The sequence below is a fragment of the Mycoplana ramosa genome, from assembly GCF_041930185.1.
Lineage (GTDB): Bacteria > Pseudomonadota > Alphaproteobacteria > Rhizobiales > Rhizobiaceae > Mycoplana > Mycoplana ramosa.
This window is the reverse complement of the sequence record NZ_JBHEEW010000008.1, coordinates 211,946-227,677: the sequence shown is the minus strand read 5'-3', so window position 1 is coordinate 227,677 and position 15,732 is coordinate 211,946. Positions and strand designations below refer to the sequence as shown.

Here is a 15,732-nt window from a genome sequence, read left to right as displayed (position 1 = left end):
CGCCTTCCCCGGTGCAGGCCTTGCGTCCTGCACCGGCAGCGGAGCGGCCGACGGGTGCATGGCCGTCCACACCGTCGTGCCTGCGATCGAAATCACGGAATAAAAGAAGAACGCGAAACTGGCCTTTCGCCCCCGAATCACTACATTGGGCCGCATGATGAGCGGTTACGACGACATTCCCTTCTTCGACGACGAGGATCCGGCGCTGAAGAAGGCCCACGCCCCGAGCCAAAAGCCCGGCCAGGCCTCCGGCGGCATTGCCGCGCGCGCCATGGCCGCCCGCGATGCGCACCGTGCCCCCGACTACCTCGCCGGCCTCAATCCGGAGCAGCGCGAGGCGGTCGAGACGCTGGACGGCCCGGTGCTGGTGCTCGCCGGCGCCGGCACCGGCAAGACGCGCGTGCTGACGACCCGCATCGCCCATATCCTCGCCACCGGCCGCGCCTTTCCCTCGCAGATCCTCGCCGTGACCTTCACCAACAAGGCCGCCCGCGAGATGAAGGAGCGCATCGGCCTCTTGGTCGGCGGCGCCGTCGAGGGCATGCCCTGGCTCGGCACCTTCCACTCGATCGGCGTCAAGCTATTGCGCCGCCACGCCGAACTGGCCGGGCTGCGATCCGATTTCACCATCCTCGACACCGACGACGTGGTGCGGCTGATCAAGCAGATCATCCAGGCCGAGGGGCTGGATGACAAGCGCTGGCCGGCCAAGCAGTTCGCCGGCATGATCGACACCTGGAAGAACAAGGGCCTCGATCCGGCGCAGATCCCCGAGGGCGACGCCCGCGCCTTTGCCAACGGCAAGGGCCGCGAGCTCTACGCCGCCTACCAGAACCGGCTGAGGACGCTCAACGCCTGCGACTTCGGCGACCTCTTGCTGCATCCGATCCGCATCTTCCGCGCCCATCCGGACATCCTGCGGGAGTACCATCAGAAGTTCCGCTATATTCTCGTCGACGAGTATCAGGACACGAACACCGCCCAGTACATGTGGTTGCGGCTTTTGGCGCAGCGATCGCAATCCTCGGGTCGGGCGTCGGTCCCGGCCGAAGGCCGAGCCAGCGATAGCTGGCCGGGCGACGCTTCGCCCGCGCCCGCGCAGGCCAGCGCCGGTAGGCGCGATGCGGCCGTGAGCGCAAATGAAAAGCAGCAAATAAATATTTGCTGCGTCGGCGACGACGACCAGTCGATCTACGGCTGGCGCGGCGCCGAGGTCGACAACATCCTGCGCTTCGAGAAGGATTTTCCCGGTGCCAGGGTGATCAAGCTGGAGCGCAACTACCGCTCGACCGCCCATATCCTCGGCGCCGCCGGCCACCTGATCGCCCACAACGAGGGCCGGCTCGGCAAGACGCTGTTCACCGATCGCGTCGATCCGGAGGACGGCAAGGTCGTCGTCCACGCCGCTTGGGATTCGGAGGAGGAAGCGCGCGCCGTCGGCGAGACGATCGAGACGCTGCAGCGCCCGGATCGCAACGGCAAGCGCCACAACCTCAACGACATGGCGATCCTGGTGCGCGCCTCGTTCCAGATGCGCGAGTTCGAAGACCGCTTCGTCACCCTCGGCCTGAACTACCGCGTCATCGGCGGCCCGCGCTTCTATGAGCGGCTGGAAATCCGCGACGCCATGGCCTATTTCCGCCTCGTCTGCCAACCGGCCGACGACCTCGCCTTCGAGCGCATCGTCAACACGCCGAAGCGCGGCCTGGGCGACACCACGATTCGCAACCTGCACGACTACGCCCGCGCCCGTGACATTCCGATGCTGGCCGCCGCCAGCGACATCATCGAGACCGACGAGCTGAAGCCGAAGGCGCGCAAGGCGCTGTTCGACGTCGTCGCCGACTTCAAGCGCTGGCAGGGGTTGCTGGAAACCATGCCGCACACCGAGCTTGCCGAGCAGATCCTCGACGAGAGCGGCTATACCGCGATGTGGCAGAACGACAAGTCGGCCGAGGCGCCGGGGCGGCTGGAGAACCTGAAGGAACTCATCCGCTCGATGGAGCAGTTCGAGAGCCTGCGCGGTTTTCTCGAGCATGTCGCGCTTGTCATGGATGCCGAGCAGAACGAGGATCTCGACGCCGTCTCGATCATGACGCTGCATTCCGCCAAGGGCCTCGAATTCGAGACCGTCTTCCTGCCCGGCTGGGAAGAAGGGCTGTTCCCGCACCAGCGTGCGCTCGACGAAGGCGGACGCGCCGGCCTGGAGGAAGAGCGGCGCCTCGCCTATGTCGGCATCACCCGGGCCAAGCGCAACTGCCACATCTGGTTCGTCTCCAACCGCCGCATCCACGGCCTGTGGCAGTCGACCATTCCTTCGCGCTTCCTTGACGAACTCCCCGAGGCCCATGTCGAGGTGGCCGAATCCGACCAGTCTTACGGCGGCTACGGACGCGGTGGCGGTTACGGTCAATCGCGCTTCGACAAGCAGGAGCCGTTCCAGAACAGCTACTCCACCCCCGGCTGGCGCCGCGCGCAGCAGAACAAGACCGACGCCACGCGCGACAACTGGGGCAACCGCTCCGGCCACGCGGTCGAGCGCATCGGTTACGGCGAGAGCGGGCCGCGGGCCCGCACGATCGAAGGTGAACTCGTCGCCAAGTCGACGACGACCGAACCGTCGCGCTTTTCGGTCGGCGACCGCGTGTTCCATCTGAAATTCGGCAACGGCAACATCGCCGCGATCGAGGGCAACAAGCTGACGATCGATTTCGACCGCGCCGGGCAGAAGCGGGTGCTGGACGGCTTCGTGGAGCGGGCGTAGACGGCCCGCCCGCCGTCAGGGGACCATTCTTTTTGGCCCGCCTTCGATCGTGATTGGACATCTGCTCGCAGTGGAGTCACCCTTCGCCTAGGGGCTGCATAGCATTGGGGGGGGCGGAGCATCCATCCTCTGAATGGGAGTCCAAGATGAAGCATCAAACAGTGGAACAACTACGGCTTGTTGCAGAAGTCGAGACCTATCCGGCTCAGACCATGACCCGCAAGGAGCGGCTCGAGCGCTGGGCGGAACTCCTCGAGAAGAATCCGCACTGGCACCTGTCGACCCTGCGCCAGACCGAGCATCAGTCACCGAGCGTCCGCGCGAACATGCGCGGCGATGGTTCGCCGATCTCCGTCGCCTACGCCGATCCCGTTCTGCGTGCAGCAGGGCTGGCAGACGACACCTATGGCGAAGCACGGCGGTTCTTCGACCTCTCGGACGACGAGTTGCACGAGGTCATCTGCTACTGCCACTATGGATCGGCTGTAAGCGCGGCAACGGCAGCGGCACAGATCCGGGCAATCCTTGCACCCAAGTCGCCCGGCTTCTTCGCCACCCTGCGTCGGTTGTTCATGGCCTAGCGCCCGGCATCGAGGATCAGAAGCGGTCTTCGAAAAACAGAATTGCATGCGGGCAGGAAGCGCGACAGCGCTTTGGTGCGCGACGCTGCTGTTTCGGGCGCAAAAGATTGACAGCGTCGCCGGGTATTTAGACACGGCGAGATACCGTGTGCGCGTTGCCGATGACTCGAGGCCGCCGGTCACATTTGCCAGGCCGGCGGAAGGGTTCCTGCGTCTGCGGCTTCGATTCCCTGACTATCCCTGCCTGCCGAACAGTGAGGCGAACTGGCTCTTGCCGGCATTCATGCTCGGCACGACGACGAGCGTATCGATCTCGCCGCGCTTATAGGCCGCAAGGAACCGGGGATAGTTCTTGAACGCGACGCAACCGTGCGAATTGCCATTGCGGCCCAGCAGATAGGAATGGGTCAGCAGACCCGTGCGCCCGTGCGGATGAACGCCGTCGACCGGCGTCATGCGCAACGCCTGCACGCCATGAAAGAGCTTCTCGCGCATCGACAGCTTGAAGACGCCCGGCGGTGTCGATCCCCGCATCTTCATGTGCACGTATTTCGGATTGTCGCGCATCTGGCCGATGCCGGAATGTGCCTCGAGCCGCTCCCCGTTTGGAAGGTGCACGACACCGGCCGCAATGTCATAGTATGCGGTGCGTCCTCGGGCGCGGTTTCGCGAACCGAACCAGCTCGGCCGGACTTTTTCGCGCACCTCATCGTCGCTGTCGACCGCCGGGCTGGCATAGGCGAGCTCTTTCACGGATGGCTTGCCCTCGCGCCGGTCCGGTTTGTCTTCCGTCGCCTTCGCAAGCATCTTCGGACGTCCTTCGGGCAGCGGGATCGTATCGGGAAGCGGATGCGTCTCTTCGCTCATCACGAGGCTGAAGGGCTTGCCCAGCGCCGCGTCGCTCGTCGAACCGGGGTCGACAAGTGCCGTCACGAGCGTATCCTTCCGCGCTTCGGCGACAACGCCGTTGCTGACCTGCGAAGCGGCAACGACGGTCGGCGGGTTCTGGCTCTGCACCGCCTCCATCGCCAACCTCATCGTCGCGATCGCGTTCTTCTTGCGTTGATGCGATTGGATCGCTTCAGCGGTGAGACCGGCCGGCCAGAGTTGATCGGCCGGCGTTTTCGAAAGCCGTTCGAACTTCCGCACCCGGATGTTCCGTTGGACCGGCACCGCATGGTCCGCGGCTGGACGAATAAGGGAAACCTGCAGACGGCTCGCCTTCTCGGCCGAAGCTGCCGGCGCCATCGCCTGCGCGGTGGCCACTGCGGCGATGATCCAGGACGACGCTGCGATGCCAAGGCAAACAGCAACGGCTCCGAAGAGCAGGCCACGTGATCCTTTGAGGATTTGGAAAGCCCCGCGACGGGGTTGGAACTCACTGCACGCAACGATGACAGACGCCATGATACTCGTTACCCAAACTACTGGTGACTCGATCCGGCGCCAATCAAACGGATTGTCGTCGGGACCGGTATTCGGCGTCGACGCGCCCGGACCAGAGCGCCCCGTGCCATGCGCACCGGTCGAAACAATGACGAAAATAGTGTCAAACTATGGTAAGCAATTCCTTTACGGGGGTTGACAAAAAGCATGGGGGATGGTTGCGGGAACGACGCGATCCGCAAAAAAAATATTTCTTTTCCGATGGTTATTCGGCCAACTTCAGATACGGCCGCAATTTGTAGATTGCCGCTTCCGTTGCTGATCGATGTCTAGATTTTTTAGCGCGTTAACCATCTAAAGCGGCCAACGCAGAACCCCGCGTCAGGCGGCCAATGCCGACACGGCGGCGCTGAAGCTGGATGGACGCATTGAACGCCGCGTCCGGCAGCAGATGTCAGGCCACTTTCAGCGGTGGCATGCCGTCGTGGACGGCCTTGCGGATTTCCGCGCGGAATGCGGGCGTGTCATGCTCGCCATGAACGGAGACCGCATGCAACACGGCCGCATCGATCAGCTCGTCTTCGCTGTCGGCCGATATCGCGATCGTGCATTTCATGTCACTCGGAAATTCGCGGCAGTCGATGTACTTCCGGCCCATCGAAACCTCCCGACAATGTGTGCTCGCCGGCCACGCCTCACAATCATGGTCCGCGCGCCGGCCCGAAAGGATACGTCGCACCGAAGAAATCGACAAATCACAAACCGTCGCCTTCCGCGCATCTTCCGCTTGCCTTCCGCTCACGTGATTAACGGCAGTCTCCGCAACCAGTCCACCTGCGTCTCGTAGGCTGCGGCGATCTGCAACACCTGCTTGTCTGCCCGCGGCCGCCCGATGATCTGGATGCCGGCCGGCAGGCCGTTGTCGCCGAACCCTGCCGGCATGGCCGCGACCGGCAAGCCCGCCATGGTCGGCCCGATCACCACCTCCATCCAGCGGTGGTAGGTGTCCATGGCGCGTCCCGCGATCTCCCTGGGCCATTGGAGCGCCACGTCGAAGGGAAAGACTTGCGCCGAGGGCAGGACGAGGAAATCGTAGAGTTCGAACAGACCCAGCAGATAGCGATACCAGTCGCTGCGGATAGCGGAAGCGGCGAGAACGTCAGCGGCGGAGAGGGCAAGCCCGTTCTCGATCTCCCAGATCATTTCCGGCTTCATTTTCGCCCGCCGGGCGGCGTCCGCGTAGTCCGCCCCCTGCCCGCCGGCGACAAGAAAATGTCGGTAGGTCCGCCAGCCCCACCAGAGGCGGTCCATATCGAAGCCTGCCTGCACGTCGGAAACGGAAGCCCCGAGCGCGGGAAACACGCCAAGCGCTTCCCGACAGAGCTCCAGCACGCCCGGCTCGAAGGCCAGATGGCCGCCATAGTCGCAGAGCCAACCGATCCTCGCTCCGGAAAAATCGGCGCGCTCGGCCGGCAGGATATCCTCCGTCGGCAGGGATTGCGGGTCGCGTGGATCGTAACCGGCCTGGGTCGCCAGCAGCGCCGCCACGTCGGCGACACAGCGCCCCATCGGCCCGTTCACCGCGTGCTGGCCGAGGTAGAGTTCATTGCCGAGCGATGGCACGCGGCCGAAGCTCGGCCGAAAGCCGATGACGTTGTTGAACGCGGCCGGGTTTCGCAGCGACCCCATCATGTCGCTGCCGTCCGCCACCGGGACAAGCCGCGCCGCAAGCGCCGCCGCCGCCCCGCCGGATGAGCCGCCGGCGCTTTTGCTGCGGTCATAGGGATTGTGCGTGGCGCCGAAGACGTCGTTGTAGGTGTGCGAACCGAGCCCCATTTCCGGCGCGTTCGTCTTGCCGATGATGATGGCGCCGGCGGCGCGGATGCGCTCGACGTGGATGTCGTCGAAGTCCGGCACAAAATCCCGATAATTCTGCGACCCGTAGGTGCAGCGCAGCCCCTTCGCCTCGGACAGGTCCTTGACGGCGAAGGGAATGCCGTGAAGCCATCCCCGCGAGCGGCCCTGCGCAAGCGCGCGGTCTGCGGCTTCGGCCTCGGCCATCAACTCGGCTTCCTCGCGCAGGCTGACGATCGCGTTGATTTTCGGATTGAGCGCCTGGATCCGCGTCAGATAAGCCGCCATGACGGATCGGCACGATACGTCACGGGCGTGAATGGCCGCCGACAGTTGCACGGCGCCAAGGTCTGTGATGCTGTCCACGATGCGCTCCCCCTGACACGTCTTGGCCAGATGGATAGCGCAGCGCGCGCCCGGAGGAAATGGCGGCCCCGCTCTCATACACGGTTTGCCTTGCAAGGCGCGATCAAAGCCCCATTGCCCATCCGACCGGGCCGCCCTAACGTGCCCGGAATCAGTTCAGGGGTATTGTCATGACCGTGCCGCTCATCGAACTCTGCGTCGAAGGCATCGATGGATTTCTCGCCGCCCAGGGGGCCGGCGCCGATCGCATCGAACTGTGCGCAAGCCTGGTGGAAGGCGGGCTGACGCCGAGCCTTGCGACCATCCGTGCGGCGGTCAAGGCAGCTCGCATCCCGGTCCACGTAATCATCCGGCCGCGCGGCGGCGATTTCCTCTATTCGCAGACCGAGTTCGAGACGATGCGCGACGATATCCTGGCCCTTCGCTCCGAAGGCGTCACCGGCGTCGTCATCGGCTGCCTGACGCCGGACGGCCGCATCGACGAGGAACGCATGAAGGCGCTGGTCGAGGCAGCGCGGCCGATGTCGGTCACTTGCCACCGTGCCTTCGACATGACCGCCGACGCGGGAGAGGCGCTGGAGGCCTTGATCCGCTGCGGCGTCGACCGCGTCCTGACCTCCGGCCAGCGCGATACGGCGCTTGAGGGGCTGGAGATCCTGAAGAAAGCGACCGAACAGGCGGGCGATCGCATCGTCATCATGGGTTGCGGCGCGCTCGATGCCGACAACATCAAGGCCGTGCGCGACGGCGCGGGATTGAAGGAACTGCATTTCGCGGCGCTGAAGACGGTTGCAAGCGGCATGCGCTTCCGCAATCCGCATGTCGGCATGGGCGGCACGGAGAAGGACCGCGAGTACGAGCTGACGGTGACGGATCGCGACGCCGTGCGTGCGACGATCGCCGCGGCAAAGAACGCCTGACGCGGCGTTGCAAAGTCTTGCCGTCCACCTACCTGAAAGGGACAGCCACGATGGAGACCGATCGATGACCGCCCTGCGCCTGCCCCTCGCCCTTGCTGCCAGCCTCTGCCTTTTCACCACAGCCGCCTCCGCCGACACCGTCGGCGAGGTCGGCGTTGACTGGATGGGCAATGACATCATGATTGACGCGGTGAGCGATCCGGAGGTTTCCGGCGTCACCTGCCACGTCACCTATTTCGATAGGGGCGTTCTCGACCGCCTGCAGAAGGGCAACTGGTTCGAGGATCCGTCCAACAATGCGATCTCCTGCCAGCAGACCGGACCGATCACCATCGGCAAGATCAGCCTTTCAAAGGGTGGCGAGGAGGTCTTCAAGTCGGGCCTGTCGCTGATCTGGAAAAAGCTGGTCGTGACACGGATCTACGATCGCCAGAACGACACGCTGATCTATCTGGCCCACTCGCGGGAACTGACGGATGGATCGGCAAAGATGTCGATCTCCACGGTGCCGCTGTTTGGCGAGCAGGTCACCTGGTCGCACGGAAAGCCGCAATGACATTTGCGTTTGCAAGAGCGTCCTGACGCTGCGCCCGGGTCGGCCGCTCTGGCGACCCTCCGATATCGCGCAATGTCCGCTTGCCGCGATTGTGTTCCCAGCGGCCTCAGCCAGCCTCGTGCAGGATCTCCGCAGACGTCACCGTCTGTACGCCGGCCGCCGCCATCGCCTGCTCGGCTGCCTTGATCGTGGCCGGATCGATGCCACGGCTCAGATCCTTTACGAAGCGGACACGCACGCCGGGCAGCATCTCCACGGCATCGATGGCCGACGCCTGGACGCAGTAGTCGGTGGCAAGCCCGCCGATGTCGAGATCGGTGACGCCGCGCCCTTTCAAGAACTCCGCCAGGCCTGTGTGCGCCGTGCGATCGTTGTCGCGAAACGCCGAATAGCTGTCGACATGCCGGTTCATGCCCTTGCGCTGGATATACGCGATCTTCGACCGGTCGAGGTCGGGGTGCAGCGCGGCGTCGTCCGTGTGCTGGACGCAATGGTCCGGCCACAGCATTTGCGGCTTGCCCGCAAGTTCCCCCATCTCGAAGGGTTGCCTGCCCGGGTGGTTCGACGCAAAGCTGCCGTGATCGGCGGGATGCCAGTCCTGCGAGGCCACGATCAGATCATAGCCGCCCTCCGCCATCAGCCGGTTGGCAACGGGGATCACTTCGTGACCGCCCGCGACGGCGAGATTGCCACCGGGGCAGAAACCGTTCTGGAGGTCAACAAGCAACAGGCATTTCATGGTCAGGACTCCGATTGGCGGAGGATGTGGGATCCCGGCGCAAGGAAATCAACAGTCTCAATGGCAAAGACCCCGGCGGTATCCCTGCCGGGGTGCTGGTTCGTGCATTGGCGATCGGTCGGATCAGGCAGCCTGCGCCAGTTCGTCGGCAATGACCGTATCGAGGTTGAGGAAGCAGACCATCGTCTTTTCCAGCGCGACGATACCGCGGCAGAAGGCGCGCTGGGCTTCGGGAATGATCTCCGGCGCCGGCTGAAGGTCTTCGCTCTTGATGGTCATCATATCGGAGACCTGCTCGACGAGCAGGCCGACCAGCTTGCCGGCGATGTCGGTGACGATGATGGCGGAGCGCTCGGACGGCTCCGTCATCTTCATGCCCAGGCGGCAAGCCATGTCGATGACCGGAATCACCGCGCCGCGCAGGTTGATCAGGCCGAGCACGTAAGGCGGCGTATGCGGCATCGGCGTCACCGGCGCCCAGCCGCGGATTTCCCGAATGGCCATGATGTCGATGCAGAACTCCTGGTCGCCCAGGTGGAACGAAACAATTTCGAGATAGGCGCCGGACTGCTTGATGGCGTTGGACATGGCTCGGACTCTTCCCAGATTTCGGCGGCAGGATCGCAAATGCGCGAGAGGCCCTGATGGCCTGCGGACCTCATGCCCGAAAGGCCGTTTCCGGCCCATACGCATGCGAAGCGTTGCAGAGAGAGATTAAGCAAACCCTAACCGCACACCCGGATCGGCGGTTTTCAAGGTCTTTGCAGAGCATTGCCCGGCGGCGGAACAGATCATTGTTACGACATGGGCGAAAGGTTCGCGCCACCTCATTCCCGTTTGGGGCAATCTAGGCTAGGTTACGTGCATGACTACAAACCGTCTCACCGCCCGCTCCGGAATTGCGCTCACTCTGGCGCTCGTCTTGCTTGCCGTGCTTTTTTCGCTGGCTTTCGCCGGATGGGTCGATCACGGATCGTCGATCCTGCTGACCATGGCGGAGACAGGTCTCTCCTGGTGCTTTTGAAACTGATCACATTGCCGCGAGCACGCGGTTGCGGCGATACGCGCATTTGCCGACCAGCGCTTGAGGAACTATGACTCCAGCAGGCTCGCCGACAACCGTGGCGACAGCACATTATCGCGGATAACTCGATGAAAACCGTACGCATCGCGCTCTGGATTGCCATAGCCCTTCTGGCCGGCCTGCTCGGCTGGCTGACCCTGGAAATGTCCAAGACCGGCGAAAAGCTCGCTGAAGGCCCGTTCGGCGTCCCCTTTGCGCTCGTCGCCCAGGATGGCCAGCCGATCACGGAACAGGCCTTCACCGGCAAGCCGACGGCGCTTTTCTTCGGCTTTACCCACTGCCCCGAAGTTTGCCCGACAACCCTGTTCGAGCTTGACGGATGGCTCGCCAAGGTCGATCCCGACGGGACAAAGATGCAGGCCTATATCGTCACCGTCGACCCCGAACGGGACACCCCGGAAATTCTTGGAGCCTATGTTTCCAACGTTTCCAAGCGGATCACCGGGATCTCCGGACCGACCGACAAGGTCATGGAGATGGTGAAGGGCTATCGCGTCTATGCGCGCAAAGTCCCGGTGGACGAGAAGAACCCGACGGGCGAATACACGATGGATCACACCGCCTCCGTCTTCCTGCTCGATCGCGATGGACGCTTCCGAGGCACCATCTCCTATGGCGAGAATCCCGATGTTGCCGTACAAAAGTTGGAGAACCTCATCAAGGGATAGGGATCTTCGGTCATGGTCTCACGCGCCGACATTTCGATCCTCATCGCCGGCGCGGGACCAGTTGGTCTTACACTTGCGCTTGAATTGGCCAGGCGGGGAATCAAGCCGCGGATCGTGACCCAGACCGATGGGCCCGTGTCGGAAATCGAGAGCCGGGCGCTCGGTGTCAATGCGCGGACGCTGGAACTGCTCGAACCGTCCGGAATAGCCGGACAGATACGTGCCCAAGCCTTACCGATCGAAGGGCTTCAGCTCACTTCGCAAGGTACGCCGCTGCTGACCATTCACACGAACAAGTTCCGCGGGCAGGCCCCCGCCTTGAGCATCCTGCCGCAGGGTGCCACCGAACGCCTCCTGCTGGCGCAACTCCGCACCTTCGAGGTCGAACCCGAGTGGCACACGACGGTGAACACCGTGCAAGGCGGCGCGGAGGACCCCGAGGTCACCCTCATTCGCAAGGACGACAGCGGCGAAACGGTCAAGCCGACGATTCTGGTGGGTGCCGACGGCGCCCACTCGGTCGTGCGCAAGTCCTGCGGCTTCACCTTTCCGGGCGAGGCGCTGGAGAACGACTTCTTCCTGGCCGACTATGCCTATGGCGCCCCGGTCGACGTCAGCTATGCGCGGGTGGATTTCACCAATCCCGGCGTCCTCGGCTGCATTCCGGTCCGTGCCAATTTATTGCGCTACATCTCGACGCTGCCGGATTTCGAGGACCGAATCGTGCACCCGCATGATCCGGTCGAACAGACCTGGCGGTCGGAGTTCAACGTGAGCTTCAGGCATGTCGATGCGATGTCGATCGGTCGCGTCTATCTTGCCGGCGACGCGGCCCACATACATTCGCCGATCGGGGCGCGCGGCATGAATCTCGGCATCGAGGACGCCTGCTGGCTCGCCTGGCTCATCTCCGAAGGGCGCGAATCGGAATATTCGGCGCTGCGCCTGCCGGCCGTACGGAGTGTTCTGCGTCAGACGCGGATGCTGACGGCGCTTGCCACACTGGAGCGTCCCCTGGCGCTCACGCTGCGCGAACGGCTGCTTCCGCTGATGGCTTACCTCCCCTTTGCCGAGCACCGGCTCGTGTCGGGAATTGCCGGGATGGACACGCCTCACCCGCCCTGGATCGCCCGAACGCACTGAACGGCTTTGCTCGGTGGCCCGGACATGCTAGCGCATCCGCGAACCGAAACGGTCGGCGACACCGGCCCGCCCAGCCATGCAGGAACAGCCCCACGTGAGCGAGATCCGTCTATTCATCACCACGACCGAACGGAACGCCGAAGCGATCCTCAACCTGATGACCGATGTCTTCGAGGAAGAAGGCTACGCCATCGCCACGATGGAGATCGACGAGAAGGCGGACCGATGGGAAGCGTCCGTCTATCTGATGGCGGACGAGGAAGAAGAGGTCCGGGAACGCTTCGCCGCGCTGCTGAAGGATGATTTTCCCGATGCGGTGATCGAGCGCGAGGAGATCCCCGACGTCGACTGGATCGCCAAGTCGCTGGAAGGGCTGCAGCCTGTGCGGGCGGGCCGCTTCGTCGTCCACGGCTCGCATGACCGCGACACGGTGCGAGCGGGCGAGATTGCCATAGAGATCGATGCCGGCCAGGCTTTCGGCACTGGGCATCACGGCACGACGGCGGGTTGCCTCGAAATGATCGAGAGCGTCATGCGGGCGAAAACGATCCGCTCCGCTCTCGATCTCGGCACCGGCAGCGGCGTGCTGGCGATCGCCGCCCGCAAGCTCGCGCCCATTCCGGTGCTTGCGACCGACATCGACCCGATCGCGACGAAGGTGGCGCGCGAAAACGTGCGCAACAACAAGATCGCCAGCGGCATCACGCTTGAGACTGCGCCCGGATTCCACCACACGGCCTTCCGCCGCCATGGCCCGTTCGACCTGATCATCGCCAACATTCTGGCCCGTCCCCTGATGCGGATGGCGCCGCAGCTTGTGGCGCATCTGGCGCCGGGAGGACACGTCATCCTGTCCGGCATCCTTGCCAACCAGCGCTGGAAGGTCTTGTCGGCCTACAACGGCGCGGGCCTGCGGCACGTGCGCACGATCTGGCGCAACGGCTGGGTGACGATCCACCTCGACAGAGCGTGAAACGAAAAACCTCCCGGCCGCGCAGGGATACGGCCGGGAGGTCTGAAAAGAGAAAAGGCGGTGCCAGAGGCACCGCCCATGACCGGCAAGCCGGTCTGTCCGCGAGCCTTAAGGAGGAGGAGAGCTCAAGCGGACCCTATGTGCTCCGAACGCCTACCCGGAGGAGGGAGGAGGAGTGACCGGACAAGCGTCTGATCGGAACACCTAGCAGCATCGCCTTCCGGCGAAACTTTCGTTTATTTTCGTTTCAAGCGCAACTCGCGTTCGCTTCGTTGGCCGCTTTATAGCCCAAGCAAAAAATAAGGACAGGATTAATTGGGCATGGGAGCCATGCGTAGAGCGCATGGATGCAAGCATTGCTCTCCGCCTTCCGGCAGAACTGCGGCGCGCGCCGGCCGGCCGACGAACGATTGTCCATGACCACGATTTCACTTCGCAGGCAGTTGTTCTAGAGTCGCGCGAGTCCAGTTCAGCCGGAAGCCAAATCATGTTTCAGAGTTTCGATGTCACCTCCACCCCGCAGTTTGGCCGCGAACGAAGCGACGCGCTGCGCGCCACCTTCGACACCCTTGGCATCGACGGCTTCCTCGTGCCCCGCGCCGACGAGTTTCAGGGGGAGTACGTGCCAAAATGCGCCGAGCGACTCGCCTGGCTGACCGGCTTCACCGGCTCGGCCGGCGTTGCGCTCGTCACGCGCGGCGAAGCCATCGTCTTCGTCGATGGCCGCTACGTGACGCAACTCGCCGAGCAGGTGGACGGCAGCGTGTTCAAGGGCGGCGACCTGGTCAACGAGCCGCCGCACACCTGGATCCCGAAGCACATGGCGAAGGGCTTCCGCCTCGGCATCGATCCCTGGCTGCATACCGGGGCCGAGGTGCGCAAGCTGGAGAAGGCGCTGAAGGAAATCGACGGCGTGCTGGTTCAGCTTGATCGCAATCCGCTCGACCGTCTCTGGACAGCCCGCCCCACCGAGCCGCTCGGCCGTGTGCGCATCCAGCCGCAGGAGTTTGCCGGCAAGCTGGCCAGGGACAAGATCGCGGAGATGGCGGCGAAGGTTGGCGAGGCAGGGGCCGACGCGCTGGCCGTGACCGATCCGTCGACGATCGCCTGGCTGTTCAACATCCGGGGCAGCGACGTCCCGCACACCCCTCACCCCCTCGCCCGCGCCATTCTGCATGCGGATGGCAGGGCCGAACTTTTCATCGACAAGCGCAAGACGGGGATCGAGGAAGAAGCCTACCTCACCCAGCTTGCCGACTTCCTGCCGCCGTCGGAGTTCGGCGGCCGCATCGCCGCCCTTTCCAGCGCGGGCAAGAAGATCCAGATCGACCCGGACCAGGCACCGTTTGCGCTCGCGGAAGCGATCCGCATCGCCGGCGGCACGGTCATCGAAGCGGCCGATCCCGCCCGGCTGCCGCGCGCCTGCAAGAACGAGATCGAACTGGCCGGCTCGGCCAAGGCGCACCTGCAGGATGGCGCGGCGATCGTGGAGTTTCTCGCCTGGCTCGACGCAAGCCGCCCCGGTACGCTGACCGAGATCGAGGTGACGAAGAAGCTGGAGGCCTGCCGCGCCGCCGTCGGCGAGCGCATGCAGAATCCGCTGCGGGACATCTCCTTTGACACGATTGCCGGCGCCGGCGCCCATGCCGCGATCATGCACTATCGCGTGACGACCGACACCGATGCGAAACTCGAAGACGGAACGCTGTTCCTGATCGATTCCGGCGCGCAGTACATCAACGGCACGACCGACATTACCCGCACGGTTGCGATCGGCGACGTACCGGAGGAACAGAAGCGTTTCTTCACGCTCGTCCTGAAGGGCATGATCGCCATCAGCACCGCTCGCTTCCCCAAAGGGACGCGCGGCTGCGACCTCGACCCGCTCGCCCGCATCGCGTTGTGGAAGGCCGGGGCGGATTTCGCTCACGGCACCGGTCATGGCGTCGGCTCCTACCTGTCGGTCCACGAAGGGCCGCAGCGCATCGCGCGGCTGTCGACCCAGGAACTGCTGCCGGGCATGATCCTCTCCAACGAACCCGGCTATTACCGCCCGGGAAGCTTCGGCATCCGCATCGAAAACCTGGTCCATGTCCTGCCGGCCGCGCCGGTCGACGGTGGCGACATCGACATGCTCGGTTTCGAGACGCTGACCTTCTGCCCGATCGACAAGCGGCTGATCCTGACGGAATTGTTGACCCGCGAGGAACTGCACTGGATCGACGCGTACCACGCCCAGACGCGCGCGGCGCTGATGCCGCTGCTCGAGGATGCAAACGTGCGCGACTGGCTGACCGCGGCGACCGCACCGTTCAGCCACGGTGCTTGACGGAGGCACAAGAAGGGAGGCGTGCGCCTCCCATTTTTGCTTGGCGCCTGCCCTTACCCGCCAAGCGCGTAGCGCATCAGCATCACCGCGCACCAGCCGACGAACAGCATGGGCAGGATCGACAGGCGGAGGCTGGCAATGAGGGCGGCGGCCATGGCGACCTGCACGTCCGGCCCGCCGGTAAAGAAGGCGGGTGCAACGAGCGTCGTGAGCACGGCCGCCGGCACCGCGTTCAGTGCCGCTTCGAGGCGGGGCGGAATCGACTTCATCCGTGTGATCAGCACGTAACCGCCGATGCGCGTCAGGAAGGTGGCGACGGCCCCGGCGAGGATGATGAGCACCATGTCGGTGTGGAAATACGCCGCCATG

The 15,732-nt window shown here is 64.2% G+C and carries 15 protein-coding genes; 9 read left to right on the top strand and 6 right to left on the bottom strand.

Annotated features, from left to right (window positions below; genetic code table 11):
* The first annotated feature begins 154 nt into the window (after positions 1-154).
* On the top strand, positions 155-2,764 hold the full coding sequence (locus JNC62_RS12700) for an ATP-dependent helicase (protein WP_374839272.1): 2,610 nt from the start codon (positions 155-157) through the stop codon (positions 2,762-2,764).
* Between the two features lie 146 nt (positions 2,765-2,910).
* Entirely contained in the window at positions 2,911-3,345 is a 435-nt protein-coding gene (locus JNC62_RS12695) for a hypothetical protein (protein ID WP_374839270.1), read from the top strand.
* Between the two features lie 234 nt (positions 3,346-3,579).
* Here the strand turns inward: JNC62_RS12695 and JNC62_RS12690 are convergent, their stop codons facing one another.
* From JNC62_RS12690 to JNC62_RS12680, 3 genes are all read right to left on the bottom strand, one after another.
* Positions 3,580-4,494 (bottom strand): DUF2778 domain-containing protein, encoded by a 915-nt coding sequence (locus tag JNC62_RS12690; RefSeq protein WP_374839268.1) that lies wholly within the window; start codon positions 4,492-4,494, stop codon positions 3,580-3,582.
* A gap of 691 nt (positions 4,495-5,185) precedes the next feature.
* A complete protein-coding gene (locus tag JNC62_RS12685) occupies positions 5,186-5,389 on the bottom strand; it encodes a DUF1059 domain-containing protein (protein ID WP_374839267.1) in 204 nt (67 codons plus the stop codon).
* Positions 5,390-5,529: 140 nt separating this feature from the next.
* Positions 5,530-6,951, bottom strand: coding sequence for an amidase (locus tag JNC62_RS12680; RefSeq protein ID WP_374839265.1), 1,422 nt, complete (start codon positions 6,949-6,951; stop codon positions 5,530-5,532).
* A 170-nt stretch (positions 6,952-7,121) separates the two neighbouring features.
* Here JNC62_RS12680 and JNC62_RS12675 point away from each other — a divergent pair, with 170 nt between their 5' ends.
* Both JNC62_RS12675 and JNC62_RS12670 read left to right on the top strand, forming a co-directional pair.
* Complete coding sequence (locus JNC62_RS12675) at positions 7,122-7,871, top strand: copper homeostasis protein CutC (protein WP_374839264.1); 750 nt, start codon at positions 7,122-7,124, stop codon at positions 7,869-7,871.
* 64 nt (positions 7,872-7,935) lie between these two features.
* Entirely contained in the window at positions 7,936-8,427 is a 492-nt protein-coding gene (locus JNC62_RS12670; RefSeq protein WP_374839262.1) for a CreA family protein, read from the top strand.
* Positions 8,428-8,533: 106 nt separating this feature from the next.
* Here the strand turns inward: JNC62_RS12670 and pncA are convergent, their stop codons facing one another.
* Entirely contained in the window at positions 8,534-9,166 is a 633-nt protein-coding gene (pncA, locus tag JNC62_RS12665; protein ID WP_374839260.1) for a bifunctional nicotinamidase/pyrazinamidase, read from the bottom strand.
* Between the two features lie 123 nt (positions 9,167-9,289).
* Complete coding sequence (locus tag JNC62_RS12660; protein WP_018326507.1) at positions 9,290-9,754, bottom strand: chemotaxis protein CheW; 465 nt, start codon at positions 9,752-9,754, stop codon at positions 9,290-9,292.
* A 277-nt stretch (positions 9,755-10,031) separates the two neighbouring features.
* Between JNC62_RS12660 and JNC62_RS12655 the strand changes: the two genes are divergently transcribed.
* The 5 genes from JNC62_RS12655 (at position 10,032) to JNC62_RS12635 (ending at position 15,363) form a co-directional block, all read left to right on the top strand.
* Positions 10,032-10,190 (top strand): hypothetical protein, encoded by a 159-nt coding sequence (locus tag JNC62_RS12655; protein ID WP_374839257.1) that lies wholly within the window; start codon positions 10,032-10,034, stop codon positions 10,188-10,190.
* 128 nt (positions 10,191-10,318) lie between these two features.
* Positions 10,319-10,918, top strand: a complete 600-nt coding sequence (locus JNC62_RS12650) for an SCO family protein (protein ID WP_374839255.1) — start codon at positions 10,319-10,321, stop codon at positions 10,916-10,918.
* Positions 10,919-10,930: 12 nt separating this feature from the next.
* Positions 10,931-12,061, top strand: a complete 1,131-nt coding sequence (locus tag JNC62_RS12645; RefSeq protein WP_374839253.1) for an FAD-dependent oxidoreductase — start codon at positions 10,931-10,933, stop codon at positions 12,059-12,061.
* 94 nt (positions 12,062-12,155) lie between these two features.
* Positions 12,156-13,034, top strand: a complete 879-nt coding sequence (locus JNC62_RS12640; protein WP_374839251.1) for a 50S ribosomal protein L11 methyltransferase — start codon at positions 12,156-12,158, stop codon at positions 13,032-13,034.
* A gap of 487 nt (positions 13,035-13,521) precedes the next feature.
* On the top strand, positions 13,522-15,363 hold the full coding sequence (locus JNC62_RS12635) for an aminopeptidase P family protein (protein ID WP_374839249.1): 1,842 nt from the start codon (positions 13,522-13,524) through the stop codon (positions 15,361-15,363).
* Between the two features lie 53 nt (positions 15,364-15,416).
* Here JNC62_RS12635 and JNC62_RS12630 read toward each other — a convergent pair whose 3' ends face one another.
* Positions 15,417-15,731, bottom strand: coding sequence for a branched-chain amino acid transport AzlD family protein (locus tag JNC62_RS12630; RefSeq protein WP_374839247.1), 315 nt, complete (start codon positions 15,729-15,731; stop codon positions 15,417-15,419).
* Between the last annotated feature and the right edge of the window lies 1 nt (position 15,732).

What these genes read in the sequence shown, in the direction of transcription:
- JNC62_RS12700 (WP_374839272.1), top strand. Translation starts at nt 155, where the DNA reads ATGATGAGCGGTTACGACGACATTCCCTTCTTCGACGACGAGGATCCG.
- JNC62_RS12695 (WP_374839270.1), top strand. Translation starts at nt 2,911, where the DNA reads ATGAAGCATCAAACAGTGGAACAACTACGGCTTGTTGCAGAAGTCGAG.
- JNC62_RS12685 (WP_374839267.1), bottom strand. Translation starts at nt 5,389, where the DNA reads ATGGGCCGGAAGTACATCGACTGCCGCGAATTTCCGAGTGACATGAAA.
- JNC62_RS12675 (WP_374839264.1), top strand. Translation starts at nt 7,122, where the DNA reads ATGACCGTGCCGCTCATCGAACTCTGCGTCGAAGGCATCGATGGATTT.
- JNC62_RS12670 (WP_374839262.1), top strand. Translation starts at nt 7,936, where the DNA reads ATGACCGCCCTGCGCCTGCCCCTCGCCCTTGCTGCCAGCCTCTGCCTT.
- pncA (WP_374839260.1), bottom strand. Translation starts at nt 9,166, where the DNA reads ATGAAATGCCTGTTGCTTGTTGACCTCCAGAACGGTTTCTGCCCCGGT.
- JNC62_RS12660 (WP_018326507.1), bottom strand. Translation starts at nt 9,754, where the DNA reads ATGTCCAACGCCATCAAGCAGTCCGGCGCCTATCTCGAAATTGTTTCG.
- JNC62_RS12655 (WP_374839257.1), top strand. Translation starts at nt 10,032, where the DNA reads ATGACTACAAACCGTCTCACCGCCCGCTCCGGAATTGCGCTCACTCTG.
- JNC62_RS12650 (WP_374839255.1), top strand. Translation starts at nt 10,319, where the DNA reads ATGAAAACCGTACGCATCGCGCTCTGGATTGCCATAGCCCTTCTGGCC.
- JNC62_RS12645 (WP_374839253.1), top strand. Translation starts at nt 10,931, where the DNA reads ATGGTCTCACGCGCCGACATTTCGATCCTCATCGCCGGCGCGGGACCA.
- JNC62_RS12635 (WP_374839249.1), top strand. Translation starts at nt 13,522, where the DNA reads ATGTTTCAGAGTTTCGATGTCACCTCCACCCCGCAGTTTGGCCGCGAA.
- JNC62_RS12630 (WP_374839247.1), bottom strand. Translation starts at nt 15,731, where the DNA reads ATGGCGGCGTATTTCCACACCGACATGGTGCTCATCATCCTCGCCGGG.